This is a genomic window from Paenibacillus sp. sgz302164, from assembly GCF_056120505.1.
The window spans coordinates 29418-50229 of record NZ_JBVYOL010000026.1; the positions used below are offsets into that span (position 1 = coordinate 29418).

Below are 20812 nucleotides of genomic sequence, written 5' to 3' on the forward strand. Positions count from 1 at the left end.
GGGATTTCCATGTTAAGCACGCCGCTGAGGCCAATCGGTATCGGAAGAATATTGGATCGCAGCTTCCAATTGTACCGCAAGCATTTTGTGAAGTTGACATTGATTATGTTGATTTTATACGGGCCGATTTATTTGCTGCAAAGTTTATTGCTTTCTCAGGAGTCGTCGGTATCCAATTCCATGTTCCAACAGCTTATGGACGGAGCTTCCTGGGAGGACATCCTGCAGTCCACAGCTGCGATGCAGCAAAATGAGCCGCCTGCGGAAATGTTGAAAAAGTTGTCGCTTCTCATGCTGCTGCTGCCGCTGTTCTTGCTGGGGCTTATGCCGGCATCCGTGGCATCTGTCGTTCATCTTGTGAAGGCGGAGCTGTTCGGGGAAGAAGTGCCTGGACCCACAGCGCTTCTGAAGAAGGCTTTCCGCAGATTTTGGCCGATGGTCGGAAGCACATTTCTCTACGGACTGATCATTTTCGGCATATATTTCGGCTGTGCTATTGTTCTTCTTATTCTCGTCCTTATCTTTACGTTAGGAGCAGGCGTCTCCGGGGCTATTGGCGGTTCGGGAGCCGGTATGACCGTCTGGCTGATCGTTTTTTTCGTTGTGGTGTTCCTCGGATTTTTTTTCACGCTGATTTATTTCCTCACCCGTTGGATCTATTATTTGCCTGTAGTGGCAAGCGGCGACGATGAACTCGGTTTGAAGGCAAGCTGGAGACTTACCCGCAAAAACTTCTGGCGGCTGTTCGGGATGTTTTTCGTGCTTTCTCTCATTTTGTACTTGTTCGTGGGCGTCGTTCAAGCGCTGATCACTGTCCTGCTCGGGGTCGGACTGACCGCACAACTGGTGACCAGCTTGTTCAGTCTGCTCGTCTCGCCGCTTTGGCTGCTTCCTTATGCCGTCAGTTTTTTTGACCTGAAAGTCCGCAACGAAGGTTTAGGGGTTGAAACGATGATGGAGAGCGTCATCCATCCGCCTGACCCTTGGTCGGATTCATCCGCTACGCTTGCGCCGATCGTGCTTGACAAAAAGCGGAACGAGGAACCGGAGCAAGGCGAGGACGGACAGCCGGAGGATACGGATAAAAAGCATGAATAGCGCCGTTCAAGTCTCCGAAGATAAAGAGCGTTTAAGGGAAATATTGGAAAAACACGAATACACCGTCTATAACCGGCCGGAGAGCAGCTCGTTCTGGGATTGGGTGAAATCGCTGCTGCGCAAGCTGATGAGCTATTTTCCGGAGTTCCATCTCTCGCAAGGCACAGGGGATGTCTTGACGATCGGTTTCCTGCTCATTTTGCTCGGTGTGGCCGCTTACGCCATCTACTGGTTCTCCAGGCAGATTATCAGGCAAAAGCGCATCCGTTCCGCGGCCTATTTGCCGGAAGGCGAAATGAACCGTTCCTACCGGGATTATTGGCGGCAGGCTGCGGAGTTCAGAGCTGCGGGGAATTGGCGGGAAGGCGTGCGCGCGGCGTTCCTTTCCCTGCTGTTTTATTTGGAAGCGAGCCGCAGCATCCGCGTGGAAAAATGGAAGACGAACTGGGAGTACGCCGACGAGCTTGCGGGTACGGAGCCTGCGCTCGTCCCTTTGTTTCAGGACAGTTCCCTGGTTTTCGAACGGATCTGGTACGGCAAGGCGGATGTGACGGAGGAACAGTTCGCTTTCATCTACGATCGGGTCACACAAGTGATGGACAGAGAGGGGGGCTCGCATGAAAGGGCTGAATAAGCTGTATGCGGGGTTCGCCGTCAGCGTTCTTCTCTTCTTCGTGCTCGGATACTGGATCGTGAAGCCGCAAGCGCCCAATCAGCCGCCGTATTTGTCGTTCTCGGCAGACCGCGACGGCACGAAAGCATGGCGGGAGCTGTTGGAGCAAAAGCAGCCGGCCGTCAAGGAATGGCGGCTCGGATGGAACTATTTGCCCGCCGGGAGCGGGATGCTGCTCGTCGCCATCGGACCCGAAGCCGTCACGAAGGCGGATCGCGAAAAAGTGCTGGAATGGGTCGAGCAAGGGAACGATTTCGTGCTGGTGGACCGGCAGCCGCAAGGCTGGCAAGACGTTGAGACGCTGCGGATCGACGGGAAAGCGGACACGGCCGCTGCGAAATCCGGCGGCTCGGACAGCGGCGCTGCAGCGGTGCGCGCTTTGACCGCGGCGCCGGAATATGCGCAAGGCGGCGGCTTGTCCGGCGAGGTGAGTACGCCGTACCGGATCAAGCCGGGCGGCGGCATGACGGCGCTGTTCTCCGACGACGCCGGCGCGCTGGCGGGCCGCATGCAGGTGGGAGCCGGCAGCATGACCGTCGTGCTGACGCCGGAGTGGTTGTTCAATGGGAAGATTTTGGAACATTCCCATTTTGAGTTGATGTGGCCGCTGTTCGGGAAGTCGTGGAACGCCGTGTGGGTCGACGAGACCCACCACGGCTACGGGACGAAGCCCGGGCTGCTGGCCGTCTACCCCGCGTGGCTCGTGCTCGCCAGCGCGCAGCTCGGCCTCGCGCTGCTGCTGTGGCTCTGGCTGCGCGGCAAGCGCTTCGGCCCCGTCCACACGCCGCGGGCGTGGACGGTACGGCGCGGCGACGAGGGCTTGCAAGCCGTCGCCGCCTGGTATGAGCGCCTCGGCTACCGCGACGAGGCGCTGCGCCACCAGCAGCGCTTCCTGCGGCTGCTGCTGGCCCGGCGCTGGGGGCTGAGCCCCGGCGCCGACACCCGGCAGGCGGAAGCCGCTGCGCGCGCCCGCCTGCCTGAAGCGCAGGCGGCGCGGCTTGTCCGCCTGCTGGAGGATGAGTCCCGGGCGAATCAAAGCCCGGGCCGGAACGCAAAAGCGTTCGTAGAGCGAACGCGTGAGATGGGCGAAATGATCGCCTGCCTGGAGAAGGAGTGAGCGAGATGAAACAATTAGTGGAAGCGATGGAGCAGCGGCTGTACGGACAAAAGCTCAATATCCGGCTGCTGGTGACGGCGCTGGTGGCCGGCGGACATGTGCTGCTGGAAGGTGTGCCGGGACTCGGCAAAACGAAGATGGCCCGGACTTTGGCGCAATTGTCGGGAGCCGACTACCGCCGCATACAATTTACGCCGGATTTGATGCCCGGGGATATTACCGGAAGCGTCATTTATCATATGCAGGACAATACGTTTTCGACGATCCAGGGGCCTGTCTTCACGAATGTGCTGCTTGCCGACGAGATCAACCGTTCGGGGCCGAAGACGCAGGCCGCGCTGCTGGAAGCGATGGAGGAGCGGCAGGTGACGATCCAAGGGACTACCTACAAGCTGCCTGACCCGTTCTTCGTCATCGCGACTCAAAATCCGGTCGAGTACGAGGGAACGTATCCTTTGCCGGAAGCGCAGCTGGACCGCTTTCTGTTCAAGCTCGTGCTGGACTATCCCGGCGAAGAAGCGGAAGTGGACATTTTGCGCAGCCACGTGCCTTTCCGCGTGGAGACAGAGCAGACGCTGCAGCCGGTTTTCACGCCGGAGCGGATTCAGGCTTTGCAAAGGCAGCTTGCCGACGTTGTCGTAGAGGATTCTTTGTATGCGTACATATCGACGCTGATCCGCAAAACGCGCGAATCCCAACGGGTTCAACTGGGCGCAAGTCCGCGGGCGGGCATCGCGGTGCTGATGGCGAGCAAAGCATGGGCGCTGCTGGACGGCAGAACCTATGTAACGCCCGATGACATCAAGCTTGTGGCGCGGCCGGCGCTGAGGCACAGGCTGCTCCTGACGCCGCAGGCGGAATTGGAGGGCGGCAGCAGTGACCAGATTATCCAAGAAACGCTCGGCTCTATTCCGGTTCCTCGATAAATTTCTGCTTAAGGACTTCATCCTCCCGACCGGGCGGATGATCGCTTTCGCATCGGCCGGAGCGGCGGTGACGATAGCGGGGTACATATTCGGCCAGGGAATGCCTGTATTTTTGAGCTTCAATGCGCTGTTGATCGTCCTGAGCGCCGTGGATTTGCTGCTGCTGCCCGGACGAAGCGTCTGGAACGTGAACAGGCGGCTGCCGGAACGGATGGATGTCAGACAGGGTTTTGAAGTGGGGCTGGAGCTGCGCGCTGCGCAGCCGCAATCGGTACATATCGAACTGAACGACGATTTGCCCGCTGTGTTTAGCGCAGTGCGCAATTGTTTGAGCGGCCGGATGGACGGAGCGGAAGCTTCGTTTTTGTATACGGCCATGGCGCTCGAACGCGGTAAATATACGCTGGAACACGTCTATCTCCGCTATTGGGGCGGTCTTGGTCTTTGGAAAAAGCAAGTTCGGTTGGAATGCCCGGATACGATCGAGATTTATCCCGATCTGTCAGGGGTCAGAGGCGTATTGGGCGCAGCGCAGGATACGCTCATTTTGGAAGGGCAGCGGATTTATAAAAGACAGCGAAGCGGCTCGGAGTTTCACTATATCCGCGATTACGTGCAGGGAGACGATGTGCGGCATATGAACTGGAAGGCGTCCGCCCGCGCAGCGAAGCTGATGACGAACCTGTACCAGCCGGAAAGAGGGAAGATCGTCACGCTCGTGCTCGATTGCGGCAGGCAGATGGGCATCGAGCTGGACGGCCAGGTAAAGCTGGACCGCACGCTGGAGGCCGCTTTGACCCTTGCGGCGGTAGCTCTCAAGCAGGGGGATCAAGTATCGCTGCTCGCTTTTTCAAGCCGTGTCAAGGTGTACGTTCCGCCGGGCAAAGGATTGCCTCATTTGCAGGAGCTGACGCGCGCGGTGTACGACCTGCGGACCGATTTTGTCGAGTCGTCTTATCAGACGGCGATGGCTTATTTGCTGCGGTATTTGAAAAAACGCTCGCTGGTCGTGCTATTTTCCGATATGGAGAGCTATTTGTACGACAGGGAGCTGATGCCTTACGCGCTTCGGCTTCGCAGAGTGCATCATGTGCTGCTGCTGTCGCTCAGCGATCCGCTGCTGCATGATTGGGCCCGCATCCGGGCGGAAAGCAGCCGGCAGGCTTACATTCAGAGCATCGCCCACAAATTTACGTCGGACCGGCAGGAGTATGCAACGAAAATGGCCGCCCGGGGCATCCCCGTGATGGATGTCCCGGCCGACCAATTGACGCTTGGCGCGGTAAATGCGTATCTGGATCTGAAGTCCTCGGACGCTCTTTAAATTTGCACTTCTGCGTGCTTCGAAGCGTTCCGTTTGCCAATGCCGTACACGTAATAGAGCGCGAGGATCAGCAAAGTTCCGCCGGCTATGATGTACTTGACCTCCAGAGAAAGCGTGGACGGCGTGATATAGCCTTCGATGATGCCGGCGATGACGAATAGCGGAATCGTTCCGATCAGCAGCTGCGCCGATTCCTTGGCCGATTCGAGGAACCGGTGCTTGCGCGGAAACGGGCCCGGGACGAAGAAGCGGTAGCCCATATACAGGCCTGCTCCGCCTGCGATAAAGATAGCCGTAAGCTCGATGATGCCATGGGGCAAAATATACGCCCAAAACACGTAGCTTTTGCCGGATTGCATGAATACGGCGGCCAGCGCGCCGACGAGCAGCCCGTTACTGATCATCAGATAGACGGTTCCGATGCCAAGCGTAACGCCGCTGATGAAGGCAAGAACGGCGACGCGGATGTTGTTGGTCATAATGGTCGTCGAAACGAGCGGGCTGTGCAGATCGCCGCGCGGATCGGCCGTTTTGGAAGGATCGATGCTGTCGGCCATCTGTCCGGGCATGATCAGATACAAATTCAGCGGATCGCTGCGGACCGACAAAAAACCGAGCAGACCCCCAATCACGAACAGCAGCAGCGCTGCGGCGACAAACCAGCTCCTGGCTTGAATGAGCGAAGGAAAGTAATGCAGGAAAAACTCTTTCAACTGTGTGCTGCTTTTGTTGTTTTCCTTATACATGGCGTTGTGGGCCCGGGAGACGAGGTGGTTCAAATATACCGCCGTTTCACCGTCCGGCCGATAAGTCTGCATCGTCGCCAAATGGGACGAAACTGCTTTGTACAATTCGGCAAAACGGTCCAACTGGCTCGCCTGAAGCGACTTTTTGCGTTTTCCGAGCTGGTCCAGCAGCTCTTCAAGCTCTGTCCACAGCGACTTGTTTTCTTTTATAAAACGTGAAAGTTCCATGAGTACCCCCTTGATTTGTACTTTATTTTACCATAATTTTGGAACCGCGAGGAGATGCTATGAACGAGGCCACGGATAAAAAACTGACGATTACGACTCCCGAACAGGTGCAGCTGCAATTTCAAACCGCCGGGTTGGGCAGCAGAGCGCTGGCGCACTTGCTCGACAGCCTTATACTTGGCGCGGTCAATACGCTTCTTGTCTTGTTTGTGATCGGCGGGAGCCGGATGTATACAGGGGAATGGTTCCCGGAGCTGAGCGATTATGTGCTGGCTTTTTGCATCATATTTTTTGTCGTCATCAACTTGGGATATGTAGTTTGCACGGAAGCTTTCATGGGCGGCCAGACCCCGGGAAAACGGATATGCGGACTGCGCGTCCTGCAAAATAACGGGCAATCCCCGACTTTCCTGTCCATTCTTATACGCAACTTGTTCCGGCTTCTTGACATGCTGCCAAGCGGCTATTTCCTGGGGGGCGTAGCGATGCTCTTCAGTTCCCGCGACAAGCGGATCGGGGATATGGTCGCAGGCACGATCGTCGTGGTTGAAGCCGGGAAAGAACGGTCCAAACGCAGATCCGTCATCGATAAGGAAATTGCCAAAAGGAGAAGCGCCATCCCCCATCTTGTATTGGACGAATCCTTGAAGCGGACGATCACGGTCGATGATTGGAGGCTGCTAAACAGTTGGATCGAAAGCTTGCCCACTATGCACGAAACGAGGCTCCGGGAGCTCAGTGAGCCGATAGCCCGGCATTTTGCCGCCAAATTGGAGCATGATCTTCTGCTTTATTTTGATCTGTCCGCGTATTTGATCGCTTTGTACGAACTGCTTCGTGACGATTGGGAAGTGTAAAAGGGGGCTTTGGTATGGGATATACGGCTGTCGTCGCCGGAGCAACGGGACTTGTCGGACGGGAGCTTGTCCGGCTGCTGCTCGCGAGCGAAGCGTATGACAAGGTCATTGCGCTTGTGAGAAGGCGCATTGAGCTGCAGCATGACAAACTGATCCAGCGGATTGTCGATTATGATCGTTTGGACAGCGCGCTCGCCGAGGACGAGGTGCAGGGAGCGCATATTTTTTGCGCGCTCGGGACCACGATCAAAGTTGCGGGGAGCCAGGAGCAGTTCCGCAAAGTTGACCAGGACTATCCCATGAGGCTGGGAGAGCTGGCGCAGAAGTACGGAGCTGCGGTTTTCGTCATCGTGACCGCGATGGGGGCCGACCGCGGCTCCGCCTTTTTTTACAACCGGGTCAAGGGCGAGGTGGAAGAGGGGCTGCGGCAGCTTGGCTTGAAGGCGCTCCACATTTTGCGGCCTTCTTTAATTCTCGGGGAGCGCGCGGAGCGCCGTCCGGGCGAGAAGTTCGCAGCGGCTGCATCGAAGCTGCTGACCCCGCTTATGGTCGGCGCGCTGCGGCCGTACAGACCGATCCCGGCGGCTTCTATCGCCGGCGCGATGATGAAGTCGGCTCTCCGCCAAAGCCGGAGTCACATCGTGTACAGCTCCGACGAAATCGCGAGCTTTCATGCCGCCAATCCGTAAGGAGCTGAGTTAAAAATAGGACGAAGCAAAGAGGGCTGCTTCGTCCTATTTTTATTTGCGAGGCTCTGCCATACGAGCGGAAAGCTGCAGAAAGTCTGCAGAAGTGCATCTTTCTACTCTTAGATGCGCTTGCCCCGAATGGTTCCTGCAAATCTGCAGTGCAGTCTTTTCCGCTAAAATGCAAGCCAAGCCCCATCGTGAACGGGAATTCCTGCACAATTGCAGGCTGCCTAGAACCCCACGTGCCAGTGCTGGTAGCCAATCTGCCTGTTTGCGCGAAAAAAAACCAGCAAAAGTACAGTTTTTGCTCGGTTGAAACGCTGGGTACGAAAAATTCCTGCAATTGTGCAGGTTTTTCGCCGTTATTGTGGGCTCAGATTCATTTTCAGCGAAAATTCCTGCACAATTGCAGGCTTTTCGCCAAAATGAACCACTTTTACGGAAAAAAACTGCACTTTCGCAGGTTTTTCCCTGCCAAGCCGCCTTGTGCCCCCCCACTTCAGCTCCGCAACCGGAGGCAGAAGAGTAGAGCCCCCCACTTCAGCTCCGCAACCCGCGTGGCAGAAGAGTAGAGCCCCCCACTTCAACTCCGCAACCCGAGTAGTAGAGTAGTGCTCCCACTTCAGCTCCGCAACCGGAGGCAGAAGAGTAGAGCCTCCCCACTTCAGCTCCGCAACCCGAGCAGAAGAGTAGAGCCCCCCACTTCAGCACCGCAACCCGTGGCAGAAGAGTAGAGCCCCCCACTTCAGCAACCCGTGAAGGAGAAGTACCGCCCAGCGGCATGGGGGACTTTCACAGGTTTTGCGGCCTGGCAAGCTGTACCCGCCGGCCCTGTGCGAGCCGTACGGGGCGCCTGCTGCGTTTGCGGAAAGCCTTACTCTTCGTGGTTCGTGTAAAGCACCCGCGCGAGCAGATCCTGGTTATAGTTGCCGAAGTTTTGCCCGAAAATGGTGAGGCCGCGCTTGTTTTTGGACTTCTCGTCGACTGCCATTTTGAAGTTGAGCTCGCTTTTGTAATCGAGTTGAATGTCCGCCAGCGTGACGTCGGAAATGCGGCAGCCGTCGATAAAGCTTCCTTCCTCGTTGATGCGGATCAGCTTGAGCATGCCGTATTGGTTCAGGTGCGGCGGCCACCAGTCCGGGTTGAACGTTCCGCGGGTGTCTCCGAAGTCGCCGGGACTGGTCCAGAAGCCGATCTCGCGGCCGTTGACGTAAAAATAAATGTCGGACGGATAGTTGTTGCAGTAGCCCGGCGCTTCCGAGCCTAATTCCATGGAAAACTGAATCTCTTTGAAGCTTTGATTCGGTTTCAAATAGTTCGGTATCCGGTACTCCAGAAACCCTTCCGAGAGCCAAATGATCTGGGAGTCGATCCGCTGCGGATCGGCAAAATACCGTGGGTCGTCGAAATCGCCGATGATGCTGTCCTTGGTCGCCAGACCGCAGGTCGGGAGCACCTGATAGTTGCTGTAGTGGCCGACCTTGATGTTCACTTCGTACAGGTTGTCGATTTCTTTGCTGCGCAGGTCGACCATCAGCTTTTCTTCGTTCAGATAGCAGATTTTCTGAATGCCGTGCTTGCCGACCGCGGTGTTGATTTCGATCAATCCGCTTTCTTCCAGCTTTTTGATATGCATCGTGATCGCGCCGTTCGTCAATTTAAGCTTGCCGGCCAGGTCGTTTAGGTTCAAACTCTGATTTTTCGCCAGCAGTTCCAGAATCTCGATCCGGATTTCAGAGCTTAATGCTTTAAATATATTTAAACCAGATCGCAATTCTTTTATATATATCATCCAATAATCCCCTTTTTTATTTTAGATTTATTATAATTGATGGCCGAAAATAAAGAAAGCTATCCGTTAAATATTTTACGCGGATAATCATATAAGCGATTTCATGTCGTTAAACATGCGCTATTCGAATAGTTGATGTCATATAAAGCGAGAAAGAAAGCGTATTCAAATTTTTCTTGACAAAAATATAAAGTAAAAATAATATAAATTTGAAATGATTTAAGTTTGACTAAATTAAAACATCATGAGCACACACCATGCAGCTTTCGTTTTTATCCATGAAAAGGGGGAAGGATCGAATGAGGAAGGCGTTTATGATTGCGGCATTGTTGGTTCTCTGTATGGTCACAGTTTTATCGGGGTGCAGCAGCAGTAGCAGTAGCAGTAGCAGTGCGGGCACCGGCGAATCCGGGGGCTCCAAACCGGGCGGATCAACGAAATTGGTGCTTTGGACGTTTAACGAGCTGCATGCCAAGTTTTATCAAAGTATGGCGGAGACGTGGAACAAGGCGAATCCTGACAAGCAGATCGAATTGCAGGCGGATACGCTGCCGTACGACGATATGCACAACAAGCTGCTGGTCGCCCTGCAATCGGGCACGGGAGCACCGGACTTGGCCGACATTGAGATCAGCAAATTTCCCAACTACCTGAAAGGAACTCCGCAACTTGCAGAGCTCAACGAAATCGTGGAACCCGAGCTGAAAAACATCGTGAAATCCAGGGTCGAAATTTACGCCAAAGACGGCAAATATTACGGCATCGACTTCCACGTAGGCGCAGCCGTTATTTATTACAATAAAGAAATTCTCGATAAAGCCGGCGTCAACCCGGATTCGATCGTCACCTGGGCCGACTACGCGGAAGCGGGCAAAAAAGTGCTGGCCGCCACCGGCAAGCCGATGACGACGGTCGAAACGGCCGACCAGTGGTCGTTCTGGCCGCTGATTTCCCAGCAAAAGTCCGACTACCTCGATAAAGACGGCAAAGTCACTCTCGACAACGAAGTGAACACAAAAACGCTGCAGTACTTGCAGCAGCTGGTGAAAGACAAAATCGCGGTTCCCGCGCCGGGCGGCGGCCATCATGCCGAAGAATACTACGGCTTCATGAACAAAGGCGGGGCGGCTTCGGTCTGGATGCCGATGTGGTACATGGGACGGTTCACCGACTATATGCCGGATTTGAAAGGCAAAATCATCATCAAGCCGATGCCTGTATGGGAAAAAGGCCAATTCCGCTCCGCAGGCATGGGCGGTACGGGTACGGCGGTCACCAAGCAGTCGAAAAACCAGCAGCTGGCGATGCAGTTCCTGTCCTACGCGAAGCTGTCCAAGGAAGGCAACATCCAAATTTGGAAGCAGCTTGGCTTTGACCCGATCCGCATAGAAGTATGGAGCATGCCGGAGCTGAAAGAGGACAACAAATTCACCCAGTTTTTCGGCAAAGACATTTTCAAAGTGCTTGAATCGGTAAAAGACGAAATCTATCCGGTCCATGTCGGCGAAAAAATTCCGGCCGCATCCGACGCGGTGAAGACGAAAATCATGCCGAGCGTGCTGCAGGACGGCAAAGATGCCGCCCAAACTTTGAAAGATGTAGCCGGCGAGCTGCGCAAGTAACGCTTCCTGGCTTTACGAATGTTCAAGATCACTGGCTTTGCGCGCGCAGGCTCCTGCTTGCTCCGGCAAAGCCGGTGATTATCCTTGGTTAGGGAGGTGGGCCGCTGTGGAAACCAGTCAAATGACCGTGACGGCCGAGCGCGGGCGCACTGCCGGAAGCAAGCTGCTGTACTCGCAAAAAGTGGCGCCTTACGTGTTCGTGCTGCCGTTCGTTCTGTCTTTTATTATATTTTTCGCTTATCCTGTCATATCTACAATTACGATGAGCTTTCAAGAGGTGCTTCCGGGCAGCACCCGGTTCATCGGATTTGAAAACTACAAAAAGCTGCTGAATCCCGATTTTTTCAAAGCGCTGCTCAATAATACGAAGTATACGTTCTGGACGCTGGTCGTTTTGATCCCGGGACCGCTGGTGCTCGCCGTATTTTTGAACTCGAAAATGATGAAGGCGCGCAATTTTTTCCGGGCCTCGCTGTTTGTTCCTGCGCTCACTTCGGTAGTCGTCGCGGGCACGATTTTCCGGCTTATTTTTGGCGAACTGGACGGTTCGCTGCTCAACTCCTTCATGCATCTGATCGGGCTAGAAAGCGAAAAATGGTTGAGAAGCTCGGGGACGGCGATGTTCGCGCTCATCGTTCTGGCGGCTTGGCGCTGGACCGGCATTAATATTTTGTACTTCTTGTCCGCTCTGCAGAGCATTCCCGGGGAGCTGTACGAATCCGCCGAAATCGACGGAGCGGGCGTTTGGGACAAGTTCCGCAATATTACGCTGCCTTTGCTGAAGCCGGTCACGATTTATGTGCTCACGATCAGCATTTACGGCGGATATGCGATGTTTGTGGAGAGCTACACAATGTTCGGCGGCAACAATTCACCCAATCAGATCGGTCTGACGATGATCGGTTACATTTACAAGCAAGGGCTGGAGTCCAACAATCTCGGATTCGGTTCGGCGATCGGCCTGACGCTGCTCGTCATCACTTTGCTGGTGAATCTGGTGCAGCTCAAATCTTTCGGATTGTTCAAAAAGGAGGAGTAAACGTATGAAAGAACGCAGTTCCTGGTCGCTTCCGTCCGTGCTGATGCTCCTTCTTTTTATCGTTCTGGCCATTGCCTCGCTGTTTCCGCTGTACGCGCTTTTGCTGGCGTCGCTCAAGCCTTCCAAGGAGCTGCTCAGGTACGGGCTGAACATTAAGCTGCAGTGGGACGTCATGGGGCTCAGCAATTATTCGTTCATTTTGTCCGGCTCGGCCAAAAACTACTTTAACTGGTACAAAAACAGCCTGCTGATTACGGTCATTTTTACCGCAGCGAGCCTGCTTTTTTCTTCGATGGTCGGGTACGGGCTGGCCAAGTACAATTTTAAAGGCAAAAATTTGGTATTCACGATGGTTTTGCTGGTGATGATGATTCCGGTCGAAATCATTATGCTTCCGCTGTACAAATTAACGATCAGCCTCGGGTTGATCAACACGGTCGCCGGCGTTATTTTGCCTTTTGCGGTCGCTCCGCTGCCGATTTTTTTCTTCCGCCAGTATGCGGCCGACTTGCCCAAAGATTTTCTCGATGCGGGACGCATGGACGGCTGCTCGGAATACGGCATTTTCTTCCGCATCATGGTGCCGCTTATGGCCCCGGCTTTCGGCGCCATGACGATTTTGCAGGCGATGGGCAGTTGGAACAATTTCCTGTGGCCTTTGATCGTCCTGCGCACGAACGACAAGTTTACGCTGCCGATCGGCCTTTCCACGCTGCTGACGCCGTACGGCAACAACTATGATGTCCTAATCGCGGGATCTGTGCTGGCTATACTGCCGATTTTAATTTTGTTCGTGTTCTTCCAACGTTATTTCGTATCCGGCCTGACGATCGGCGGGGTCAAGGGATAGCGCTGCACAATGAAGCATATAAGCAAAGAGGAGAGAGGGACCCACCATGACTGAACAATACAAAAGCGCACAAAAAGAGCAATTCATAAATCCGATGATCGAGCAGCGGGCCGATCCCTGGGTGTTCAACCATACGGACGGGTATTATTATTTTACGGCGTCCGTGCCGGAGTACGACCGGATCGAGGTTAGAAGAGCGAAGACGATTCAGGCGCTGGCGCAGGCCGAGCCCGTCGTCGCATGGAGAAAGTACGAAAGCGGTCCGATGAGCGCCAACATTTGGGCGCCGGAAATCCATTTTATTAGCGGAAAATGGTACATTTACTTCGCTGCGGCGAGAACGGCGGAGACGGATAACGGCTTGTTCGATCACCGCATGTTCGTGCTGGAGAACGAGTCCGCCAATCCGCTGGAGGGCGAATGGGTGGAAAAAGGCCAGCTGAAGGCGAACTGGGAATCGTTCTCGCTGGATGCGACTACGTTCGATCACCGTGGAGTCCGGTACCTCGTATGGGCACAGCGGGACCCGGCGATTGCCGGGAATTCCAACCTGTACATCGCCCCGCTGGAAAATCCCTGGACGATTCGAGGCCGCCAGGTGATGATTACGAAGCCCGAATACGATTGGGAAATTATCGGATTCCATGTGAATGAAGGGCCGGCCGTGATCCGCAAGAACGGCAAAATTTTCATCAGCTATTCGGCCAGCGCTACCGATTATAACTATTGCATGGGGCTTCTGACGGCATCGGAAGACAGCGATCTGCTGGACCCGGCCTCATGGAGCAAAAGTCCTGTTCCGGTGTTCGCCACGAGCGAAGCGACGGGACAATACGGCCCCGGTCACAATTGCTTCACCGTTTCCGCCGACGGATCGGAGGATATACTCGTCTATCACGCCCGCAATTATAAAGAAATCAACGGCGATCCGCTGTACGATCCGAACCGCCATGCCCGCGCGCAGAGGTTGGGCTGGAACAGCGACGGCACGCCGAACTTCGGCATTCCGGCGGCGGACGGCGTGACTGTTTAGGCTAGCCTCGTACTTCGTACGCCTTGCGCGGTCCCGCTGCTTTAAAGATGCCGCAGCGTTTTGCGGTAAGACGTAGGCGCGCAGCCGCTCCATTTGCGGAATTGCTTGGAAAAATAAAGCGCGTCATTAAAACCGACCGACGAAGCGACCTGGTCGATCGTCATCGGCGTTTCGAGCAGCTGCTCGGCGCGTTCCATGCGTATTTTCAATAAATACTGCATGGGGGAAAGTCCAGTTATTTGTTTGAACATTTTGCACAAATGAGTCCGGTGGTACCCGATCATGCGGGCCAACTGCTCAATAGATACGGGCTGCGTATATTGCAGCTCCAAATAGCGGATCGCCTGTCCGACCTGACGGTGCGCGTCCGATTCGGCGGCCGGCTTTGCCGGCCAGCGGCGGCGGTTGGCGAGGCCGAGCTCGCTGAGCAGAAGCCGCAGCCAGCCTCCTGACTCCGTATCCTCCAGGGCGGGGATAGCGTTCTGGGCGAAGCAAGCGCGCAGCCGCCGGTACAGATGGCGGACTTTTTTCGTGCCGCTGTTCGGGATCACCGGATTGTCCGGGGCGATTCCCATCGAGGACAGCACGGTACCCGCCGCACGGCCGGCAAAAGCGACCCAGACATAATGCCACGGCCGATGCGCGTCCGCTACGTAGCTGAACAGCTCGCCCGGGAAAATGACGAAGCTGTCGCCCGCCCCGCAGCGGTAAGTCCGGCCATGGATTTCAAAAACCCCTTCGCCGGACAGTACCGTATGGATCAAATAATAATCGTGCACGGCCGGCCCCATTTTGTGCCGGGGATTCGGCTTGCCTTCGCCGCTGAAAAGCACAGGCAATTCGCCGCTGCCGGTGAACGGATTAATAGTGACATAGAAGTAGGAGTGGTCCGGATTCATAGGGGCACCTTTTTGTGTTTTTATCATAAGAGTAGCGGAAGAAACTACAAATGTCCATATTCCTGTTCGTTCGTTCCATACTCAACCGAATCGCCGTCGCTTATAGTAAAAGAAAGCAGGGAACAACGATTTGGAGGCGAAACGAACATGTCAAAAATTACTTTTTTAGGTGCGGGAAGTACCGTTTTTGCTAAAAATGTACTGGGTGATTGCATGCTGACGCCCGCGCTTCAAGGCTTCGAGCTGGCGCTCTTCGACATTGACCGCGAGCGGCTGCTGGACTCGGAGAACATGCTGAACAATTTGAAAAAAACAAGCGGCAGCGCCTGCGAAGTGAAAGCGTATTCGGACCGGAAGGAAGCTTTGCGCGGCGCCAAATACGTCGTCAACGCGATTCAGGTCGGCGGCTACGATCCGTGCACGATCACCGATTTTGAAATACCGAAAAAATACGGCCTGCGCCAGACGATCGCCGATACGGTCGGCATCGGGGGCATTTTCCGCAATCTGCGCACGATTCCCGTTATGCTGGATTTTGCTGCGGATATCCGCGAAGTTTGCCCGGACGCGTGGTTCCTGAACTACACGAATCCGATGGCGGTGCTTACCAATGTGATGAACACGTACGGCGGAGTGCGCACGGTAGGCTTGTGCCACAGCGTTCAAGTGTGCGTCCCTCATCTGTTCGAACATCTGGGCATGGAGCAGGACGGGGTTCAGGCGAAAATCGCCGGAATCAATCATATGGCCTGGCTGCTGGAAGTGAGCAAGGACGGCGTCGACCTGTACCCGGAAATCAAGCGGCGCGCAGCCGAAAAGCAGCTGGAAAAGCACGGGGACATGGTTCGCTACGAAATGATGCTGAAATTCGGCTATTACATTACGGAGTCCTCCGAGCATAACGCGGAATATCACCCTTATTTCATCAAACGCAATTACCCGGAGCTGATCGACCGCTTCAACATTCCGCTGGACGAGTATCCGCGCCGCTGCATCGGGCAGATCTCGAACTGGAAAAAGATGCGCGAAGATATCGTGAACAACGCGAATCTGACGCACGAGCGCTCCCACGAGTATGCTTCTTATATTTTCGAAGCGATGGAGACGAATGTGCCGTTCAAAATCGGCGGCAACGTGATGAACACTGGCCTTATTACGAATTTGCCGCGCGAGGCTTGCGTGGAAGTGCCTTGCCTGGTTGACCGGAACGGCGTTACGCCGACTTATGTAGGCGACCTGCCTCCGCAGTGCGCGGCGCTTAACCGCACCAATATCAACACCCAACTGCTGACGATCGAGGCGGCGATTACGCGCAAGCGCGAGCACATTTATCACGCCGCGATGCTGGATCCGCACACATCGGCCGAGCTGTCGATGGACGATATCATCGCGATGTGCGACGATTTGATCGAAGCGCACGGGAGCTGGCTGCCCGAGTACAAGTAAGCCGGAAACGAGAAAGCCGAGGGGAATGCGTTCCCTTCGGCTTTTTTTGCGGGCTCCCTGCCAGAGGGCGGCTGGGTGCAGCTAGCTTGCTGGGCAGCTTGGCGCCCCAAGGTCTGCGAAAGTGCAGGCATTTCCGTTCGCGATGGGGCTGAGCTCGCATTTTAGCCGAAAAACCTGCAGATTTCAGGCTGCCCAGAAACCCGCACGCCAGAAGGCGGTCGCACAATCCGCCTGGTTGCGTGAGCTCGCACGCTAGAGGCGGTAACTGTTCGGCAATGCGAAGAAAGCCTGCAAAAGTCAGGAGCACGCACGCTAGAGGCGGTAACTGCTCGGCAATACGAAGAAAGCCTGCAAAAGTCAGGAGCTCGCACGCTAGAAGCGGCAACTGCTCGGCAATACGAAGAAAGCCTGCAAAAGTCAGGAGCACGCACGCTAGAGGCGGCAACTGTTCGGCAATGCGAAGAAAGCCTGCAAAAGTACAGTTTTTACTCGATGGATGTGCTGACCACGACATATTCCTGCAAAAGTGCAGGCTTTTCGACGTGAACATGGGCTCAGATTCATTTTCAACGAAAATTCCTGCACAATTGCAGGCTTTTCGCCAAAATGAACCACTTTTATAAAAAAAAACTGCACTTTCGCAGGCTTTCCCTTACCGTTTTCTCCTGCCAAGCCGCTTTGTCCCCCCACTTCAGCACCGCAACTCGTACAGGGGAGGCACGGGTTGGTTTATCGGCAATCTAATTTTCGTAGGTTTTCTGTGCGTTTATAGAGTTAGAGCTACGCCTCACCAATGTACGTTTTCTCAGCAGCCTGAGATTTGCAGAAATATTTCGAAACAAGCACGCTTGGGTGCAATAAGATTACTACTAGAACGATCCGATTGATCGGTTACAGTTTGTTTGGCCGTATGCCGTCGACGGCATGGGGGGCTTTTGCAGGTTCTCTGAGCGTGCTGCCAATGTAGCGGCAGCACGGAGGGCAGAACTGCTGCAGTCGAGCTTTCGCAGCAGGTGTTTTGCTTACCCCGCGCGCGCGGTTCCCGGCGCGCGTCGCGGCGTCGCACGGCGGCCGTGCCGGTGAGGCGCCGGCGGGCGGGCTTTTCCGCGGCCGTGCATGCTGTCGACCGGCCGCCATCATGCAAGCGCCGCCCTGCGCGCAGCCCCCGGCGCGCCGTTGCGAGACCCGGCGCTAGCCGCCGGCGGCCGGCCCGGTCATCCGCCGAACGCTTCGCGGAATGCGTGATTCAAAGCGGCAAGCTCCACGTTCCAGAGCGGAGCGATTTCCGGGCCTACGTGTTCGCCGAACCAGTCGGCAAGCAGTTTGCGATTGCTGCCGTGCTCAACGATGAACGGCAGGTTCAGCATTACTTTTTTGACGTAAAGCTCCTCGGCCTGCCGCATTTGCTCCGGAGAAATCCACGTTTTCAGCCGTTTGGCCGTCCGGTACAGCTCCTTGCCGCAAGCCCGTCTTATTCCGCGCGCAGTCGGGAGCTGCTGTTTGTGCTTTTCATTGGTGTTATTTTTCATTGCCGCCTCAACACTCCTCTCTCTGCTATGTGTATGCGCAGCGAGGACGGATAGCTACTGGCGCGGCGGCAGCCCGAAGCCCAAGTTGGGAGTCGTCCGGCGGGCGGCGGCGCCTTCTGCGGATTTCGCCTGCCGGGCTCTTGGGAGTCTGTCCGACGGAGTTGCGTTTGTGCTTACCCACTGAATAATGACTGTATATATGCCGCTCACGCTGCATGAATACCGTCATTGTGCATACATATACCTTCTACGTGGTTCATCGGACAGACTCCAGGGAGGCTTACTCCGTGACGACGATGTAGCCGATCATGGGGCCGTTATGGTTTTTATCGGCATGCGTCATGCAGATCAACCTGTAAGTGCCCGCTTGCTCCGGCGTGAATGAAACGACGGTTTCCTTGCCTTTTTTGACTTCCCCTTTAATGTTCAGTCCTTCGATCAGAAAAGGGTGGCTGGCGCCGTTGACGCCCAAGATGTTGAGCTTTATTTTTTCGCCTTTGCGTACGACAACGGTTCCGGGGTCCCAGCGGTAAGCCTCGATTGTCGATCCATCCTCTGTATTGGCTTTGAATTCCCCGGTCACCATATGAATGGTCCGCTCGGCAGCAGGCTCCGCCATGGCGGGGACGATCCGCTCCCGGTTCGCGTATAACAATCCGGCTGCAATGATCAGGAGCGCCGCTGCTGCAAGGATTAGGTGTTTGCGCTGAATGATCCATACTTTCGACATCAAAAGTCCGCCTCCTGTACATTCGTTTTTGTACATCCTATGCAGGAGCTTGTCTGTGCATGTATGCGGAATGCTGCCGCCGTAACCGAAATTGGTGACATATGCACGTCTATGGTAGAATAGGGAGAGGTTAGGATCGAGCCGAAAATAGCAAGACAAAGAAGCGGTCCGGCTACTATTTGCGGAGAGAGGTCTATGAAATGGGTGAGTTCATTCACAATGTTTTGCTGTATTTGGAAGGACTGGGTTACTGGGGCATATTCCTCGGCCTTATGCTGGAAGTAATTCCTAACGAATTGCTTTTGGCCTACGCGGGCTACCTTGTTTCCAAAGGAGAAATCAGCTTTATCGGGGCGATCATATGTGCAGTCATCGGAGGGACGTTGGCCCAAATCGTGCTGTATTGGATCGGCCGTTACGGCGGAAGACCCTTTTTGGAGAAATACGGCAAATATTTGCTGATCAGCAAGCATCACATCGACGTTGCCGAGTCCTGGTTCAACCGGTACGGCACCGGGATGATTTTCACGGCCCGTTTTATTCCGATTGTCCGTCACGCGATTTCTCTTCCCGGCGGAATGGCGAAAATGCCTCTGGGCAAATTCACCCTGTACACCGGTCTGGCGTTAATACCGTATTCGTTCCTGTACGTGTATCTCGGCATGGCGCTTAAAGACAACTGGGAAACGATCGATCAGGTTGCCGGCCCGTATATTAAGCCTCTCATAATTGCAGCCGTAGTGCTGACCGTGCTGTATGTCGGCTATCAATTTTATATCAAAAGAAAAAACAAAAGCGCCAAATAATCGCTTGAATCTTGGAAGTCAATTCTGTTGGAGCTTTCGCAAGCATTTGCTACAATATAGGCAGAGCTGAAACATTACTCGCATTTATAAAAAATATGTAACAGGAGGCTGAGCATTGATGAGCATCAATCTCGCAAGCAAGCTGCGGACAGGCATTAAGCCCCAGCAATTTATCGACGGTATGGAGAAAAATAAAGAGCAGTTCCTCGCCTACTACGAAAGCTTCGAATGGGCTGACGCCGAGGACAAGGAGTATTTCGAATCCTTGAACAACCGCGACGACCTGCGCTGCCTCATTCTGTGCGCGGACTGGTGCGGAGACGTTGTGCGCAACGTTCCGGTCGTGTTTAAAGCGCTGGAAAACAGCGGCATTCCTGTGGAAGTGCTGATCCAGGAGCAAAATATGGACGTGATGGACCAATTCCTGACGATGGGCGGCCGCGCGATTCCGATCGTTATTTTCACGGATACAGGCGGTTTCGTATTAGGCCAATGGGGACCTCGTCCGCAAAATGTACAGGCGGTAATGGCGAAATTCAAGCAGGAAAACCCCGACCGCGAGGCTGCGGATTACAACGAGAAAATTCAAGTTGCCCGGGCGGAAATGGGCCGTCAATACGGCGAAGGCAACGGTTATCACGCCGTGATCGTCAAAGAGCTTCGCGATTTGATTTCTACGTTTTAAGGGCAAGCATCTCTAAAAGATTGAGAGCGAATAAAGATGATCAAAATAGATACGTTCCCTCTGGGTCCGCTCAGCACCAACGCATACTTGCTGTCCGACCCGGATACGAAAAAAGGGATCATTATCGATCCCGGCATGAACCCGCAGCCGCTGATCAACAAAATCGGCGATCTGGACATCGAGGCGATTTTGCTGACGCATGCGCATTTTGACCATATCGGCGGCGTGGACGCGATCCGCAAGCTCAAAGGCTGTCCGGTATACATACACGACCTGGAAGCGGATTGGCTGACCAATCCGAAGAAGAACGGCTCTGCGCGCTGGCCGGAGCTGGGCGCGGAGATTGTGACCGATCCGGCGGAATACGCGCTGGACGAAGGCCAGGTGCTGGAGTTTCTCGGCATCCGGCTGAAAGTTTTCCACACGCCGGGCCATTCGCCGGGAAGCGTGAGCTTTCTCTACGACAAGCACCTGTTCGGCGGCGACGTGCTGTTTAAGCTTTCGGTAGGCCGTACCGACCTTCCGGGCGGGGACACGAACACGCTGCTGGACTCGATTCAGGACAAGCTGTTCACCCTGGAAGACGATGTCGTCGTGTACCCCGGACACGGCGCAAAAACGACGATCGGTTTCGAACGCGACAATAATCCATATGTGTAACCGAGAGAGACTGTCCGATTAGCGGACAGTCTTTTCGTTTGCGACGGCTCGTCATCCATGACA

General features: G+C 54.8%; 21 protein-coding genes. 15 read left to right on the forward strand and 6 right to left on the reverse strand.

Annotation, left to right across the window (positions count from 1 at the left end):
• Nucleotides 1-9 precede the first annotated feature (9 nt).
• The 5 genes from AC0LWT_RS31295 to AC0LWT_RS31315 are packed head-to-tail and all read left to right on the forward strand — an operon-like array spanning nt 10 to nt 5138.
• Complete coding sequence (locus tag AC0LWT_RS31295) at nt 10-1098, forward strand: glycerophosphoryl diester phosphodiesterase membrane domain-containing protein (protein ID WP_474685209.1); 1089 nt, start codon at nt 10-12, stop codon at nt 1096-1098.
• On the forward strand, nt 1091-1732 hold the full coding sequence (locus AC0LWT_RS31300; RefSeq protein WP_474685210.1) for a DUF4129 domain-containing protein: 642 nt from the start codon (nt 1091-1093) through the stop codon (nt 1730-1732). Before AC0LWT_RS31295 ends, AC0LWT_RS31300 begins: the two co-directional genes overlap by 8 nt.
• Entirely contained in the window at nt 1716-2888 is a 1173-nt protein-coding gene (locus AC0LWT_RS31305; RefSeq protein WP_474685211.1) for a DUF4350 domain-containing protein, read from the forward strand. Before AC0LWT_RS31300 ends, AC0LWT_RS31305 begins: the two co-directional genes overlap by 17 nt.
• 5 nt (nt 2889-2893) lie before the next feature.
• Nucleotides 2894-3814, forward strand: a complete 921-nt coding sequence (locus AC0LWT_RS31310) for an AAA family ATPase (protein WP_474685212.1) — start codon at nt 2894-2896, stop codon at nt 3812-3814.
• Nucleotides 3765-5138, forward strand: a complete 1374-nt coding sequence (locus AC0LWT_RS31315; RefSeq protein ID WP_474685213.1) for a DUF58 domain-containing protein — start codon at nt 3765-3767, stop codon at nt 5136-5138. Before AC0LWT_RS31310 ends, AC0LWT_RS31315 begins: the two co-directional genes overlap by 50 nt.
• Here AC0LWT_RS31315 and AC0LWT_RS31320 read toward each other — a convergent pair.
• Complete coding sequence (locus AC0LWT_RS31320) at nt 5135-6112, reverse strand: stage II sporulation protein M (RefSeq protein WP_474685214.1); 978 nt, start codon at nt 6110-6112, stop codon at nt 5135-5137. The two genes, AC0LWT_RS31315 and AC0LWT_RS31320, sit on opposite strands and share 4 nt — an antisense overlap.
• A 59-nt stretch (nt 6113-6171) precedes the next feature.
• Between AC0LWT_RS31320 and AC0LWT_RS31325 the strand changes: the two genes are divergently transcribed.
• Complete coding sequence (locus tag AC0LWT_RS31325; RefSeq protein ID WP_474685215.1) at nt 6172-6969, forward strand: RDD family protein; 798 nt, start codon at nt 6172-6174, stop codon at nt 6967-6969.
• 14 nt (nt 6970-6983) lie between these two features.
• A complete protein-coding gene (locus tag AC0LWT_RS31330; protein ID WP_474685216.1) occupies nt 6984-7658 on the forward strand; it encodes an oxidoreductase in 675 nt (224 codons plus the stop codon).
• Between the two features lie 874 nt (nt 7659-8532).
• On the opposite strand, the gene AC0LWT_RS31335 is transcribed toward AC0LWT_RS31330, so the two are convergent.
• Nucleotides 8533-9450 carry an ArsR/SmtB family transcription factor gene (locus AC0LWT_RS31335; RefSeq protein WP_474685217.1) on the reverse strand — a complete coding sequence of 306 codons (918 nt, stop codon included), beginning with the start codon at nt 9448-9450 and terminating at the stop codon, nt 8533-8535.
• 299 nt (nt 9451-9749) lie between these two features.
• Here AC0LWT_RS31335 and AC0LWT_RS31340 point away from each other — a divergent pair, with 299 nt between their 5' ends.
• The 4 genes from AC0LWT_RS31340 (at nt 9750) to AC0LWT_RS31355 (ending at nt 13994) form a co-directional block, all read left to right on the forward strand.
• The gene (locus tag AC0LWT_RS31340; protein ID WP_474685218.1) at nt 9750-11072 is read left to right on the forward strand and encodes an ABC transporter substrate-binding protein; all 1323 of its coding nucleotides are present in this window, start codon (nt 9750-9752) and stop codon (nt 11070-11072) included.
• Nucleotides 11073-11193: 121 nt separating this feature from the next.
• Nucleotides 11194-12111, forward strand: coding sequence for a carbohydrate ABC transporter permease (locus AC0LWT_RS31345; protein WP_474685276.1), 918 nt, complete (start codon nt 11194-11196; stop codon nt 12109-12111).
• 4 nt (nt 12112-12115) lie between these two features.
• On the forward strand, nt 12116-12961 hold the full coding sequence (locus AC0LWT_RS31350; protein WP_474685219.1) for a carbohydrate ABC transporter permease: 846 nt from the start codon (nt 12116-12118) through the stop codon (nt 12959-12961).
• A gap of 46 nt (nt 12962-13007) precedes the next feature.
• Nucleotides 13008-13994 (forward strand): glycoside hydrolase family 43 protein, encoded by a 987-nt coding sequence (locus AC0LWT_RS31355; RefSeq protein ID WP_474685220.1) that lies wholly within the window; start codon nt 13008-13010, stop codon nt 13992-13994.
• A gap of 41 nt (nt 13995-14035) precedes the next feature.
• Here the strand turns inward: AC0LWT_RS31355 and AC0LWT_RS31360 are convergent, their stop codons facing one another.
• Nucleotides 14036-14893, reverse strand: a complete 858-nt coding sequence (locus tag AC0LWT_RS31360; RefSeq protein WP_474685221.1) for a helix-turn-helix transcriptional regulator — start codon at nt 14891-14893, stop codon at nt 14036-14038.
• Between the two features lie 147 nt (nt 14894-15040).
• Between AC0LWT_RS31360 and melA the strand changes: the two genes are divergently transcribed.
• A complete protein-coding gene (melA, locus tag AC0LWT_RS31365) occupies nt 15041-16339 on the forward strand; it encodes an alpha-glucosidase/alpha-galactosidase (protein ID WP_474685222.1) in 1299 nt (432 codons plus the stop codon).
• Between the two features lie 432 nt (nt 16340-16771).
• On the opposite strand, the gene AC0LWT_RS31370 is transcribed toward melA, so the two are convergent.
• The 3 genes from AC0LWT_RS31370 to AC0LWT_RS31380 all read right to left on the reverse strand — a co-directional run bounded on the left by AC0LWT_RS31370 (nt 16772) and on the right by AC0LWT_RS31380 (nt 18598).
• Nucleotides 16772-17011 carry a hypothetical protein gene (locus AC0LWT_RS31370; RefSeq protein WP_474685223.1) on the reverse strand — a complete coding sequence of 80 codons (240 nt, stop codon included), beginning with the start codon at nt 17009-17011 and terminating at the stop codon, nt 16772-16774.
• Nucleotides 17012-17553: 542 nt separating this feature from the next.
• On the reverse strand, nt 17554-17868 hold the full coding sequence (locus AC0LWT_RS31375; protein ID WP_474685224.1) for a dehydrogenase: 315 nt from the start codon (nt 17866-17868) through the stop codon (nt 17554-17556).
• A 280-nt stretch (nt 17869-18148) separates the two neighbouring features.
• The gene (locus tag AC0LWT_RS31380; protein ID WP_474685225.1) at nt 18149-18598 is read right to left on the reverse strand and encodes a cupredoxin domain-containing protein; all 450 of its coding nucleotides are present in this window, start codon (nt 18596-18598) and stop codon (nt 18149-18151) included.
• A gap of 200 nt (nt 18599-18798) precedes the next feature.
• Here AC0LWT_RS31380 and uptA point away from each other — a divergent pair, with 200 nt between their 5' ends.
• The 3 genes from uptA to AC0LWT_RS31395 all read left to right on the forward strand — a co-directional run bounded on the left by uptA (nt 18799) and on the right by AC0LWT_RS31395 (nt 20749).
• The gene (gene uptA / locus AC0LWT_RS31385) at nt 18799-19404 is read left to right on the forward strand and encodes an undecaprenyl phosphate transporter UptA (protein WP_474685226.1); all 606 of its coding nucleotides are present in this window, start codon (nt 18799-18801) and stop codon (nt 19402-19404) included.
• Between the two features lie 118 nt (nt 19405-19522).
• Nucleotides 19523-20089: a thioredoxin family protein gene (locus AC0LWT_RS31390; RefSeq protein ID WP_474685227.1), complete on the forward strand. Its 567-nt coding sequence runs from the start codon at nt 19523-19525 to the stop codon at nt 20087-20089.
• A gap of 36 nt (nt 20090-20125) precedes the next feature.
• Nucleotides 20126-20749 (forward strand): MBL fold metallo-hydrolase, encoded by a 624-nt coding sequence (locus AC0LWT_RS31395; RefSeq protein WP_474685228.1) that lies wholly within the window; start codon nt 20126-20128, stop codon nt 20747-20749.
• Nucleotides 20750-20812: the final 63 nt, after the last annotated feature.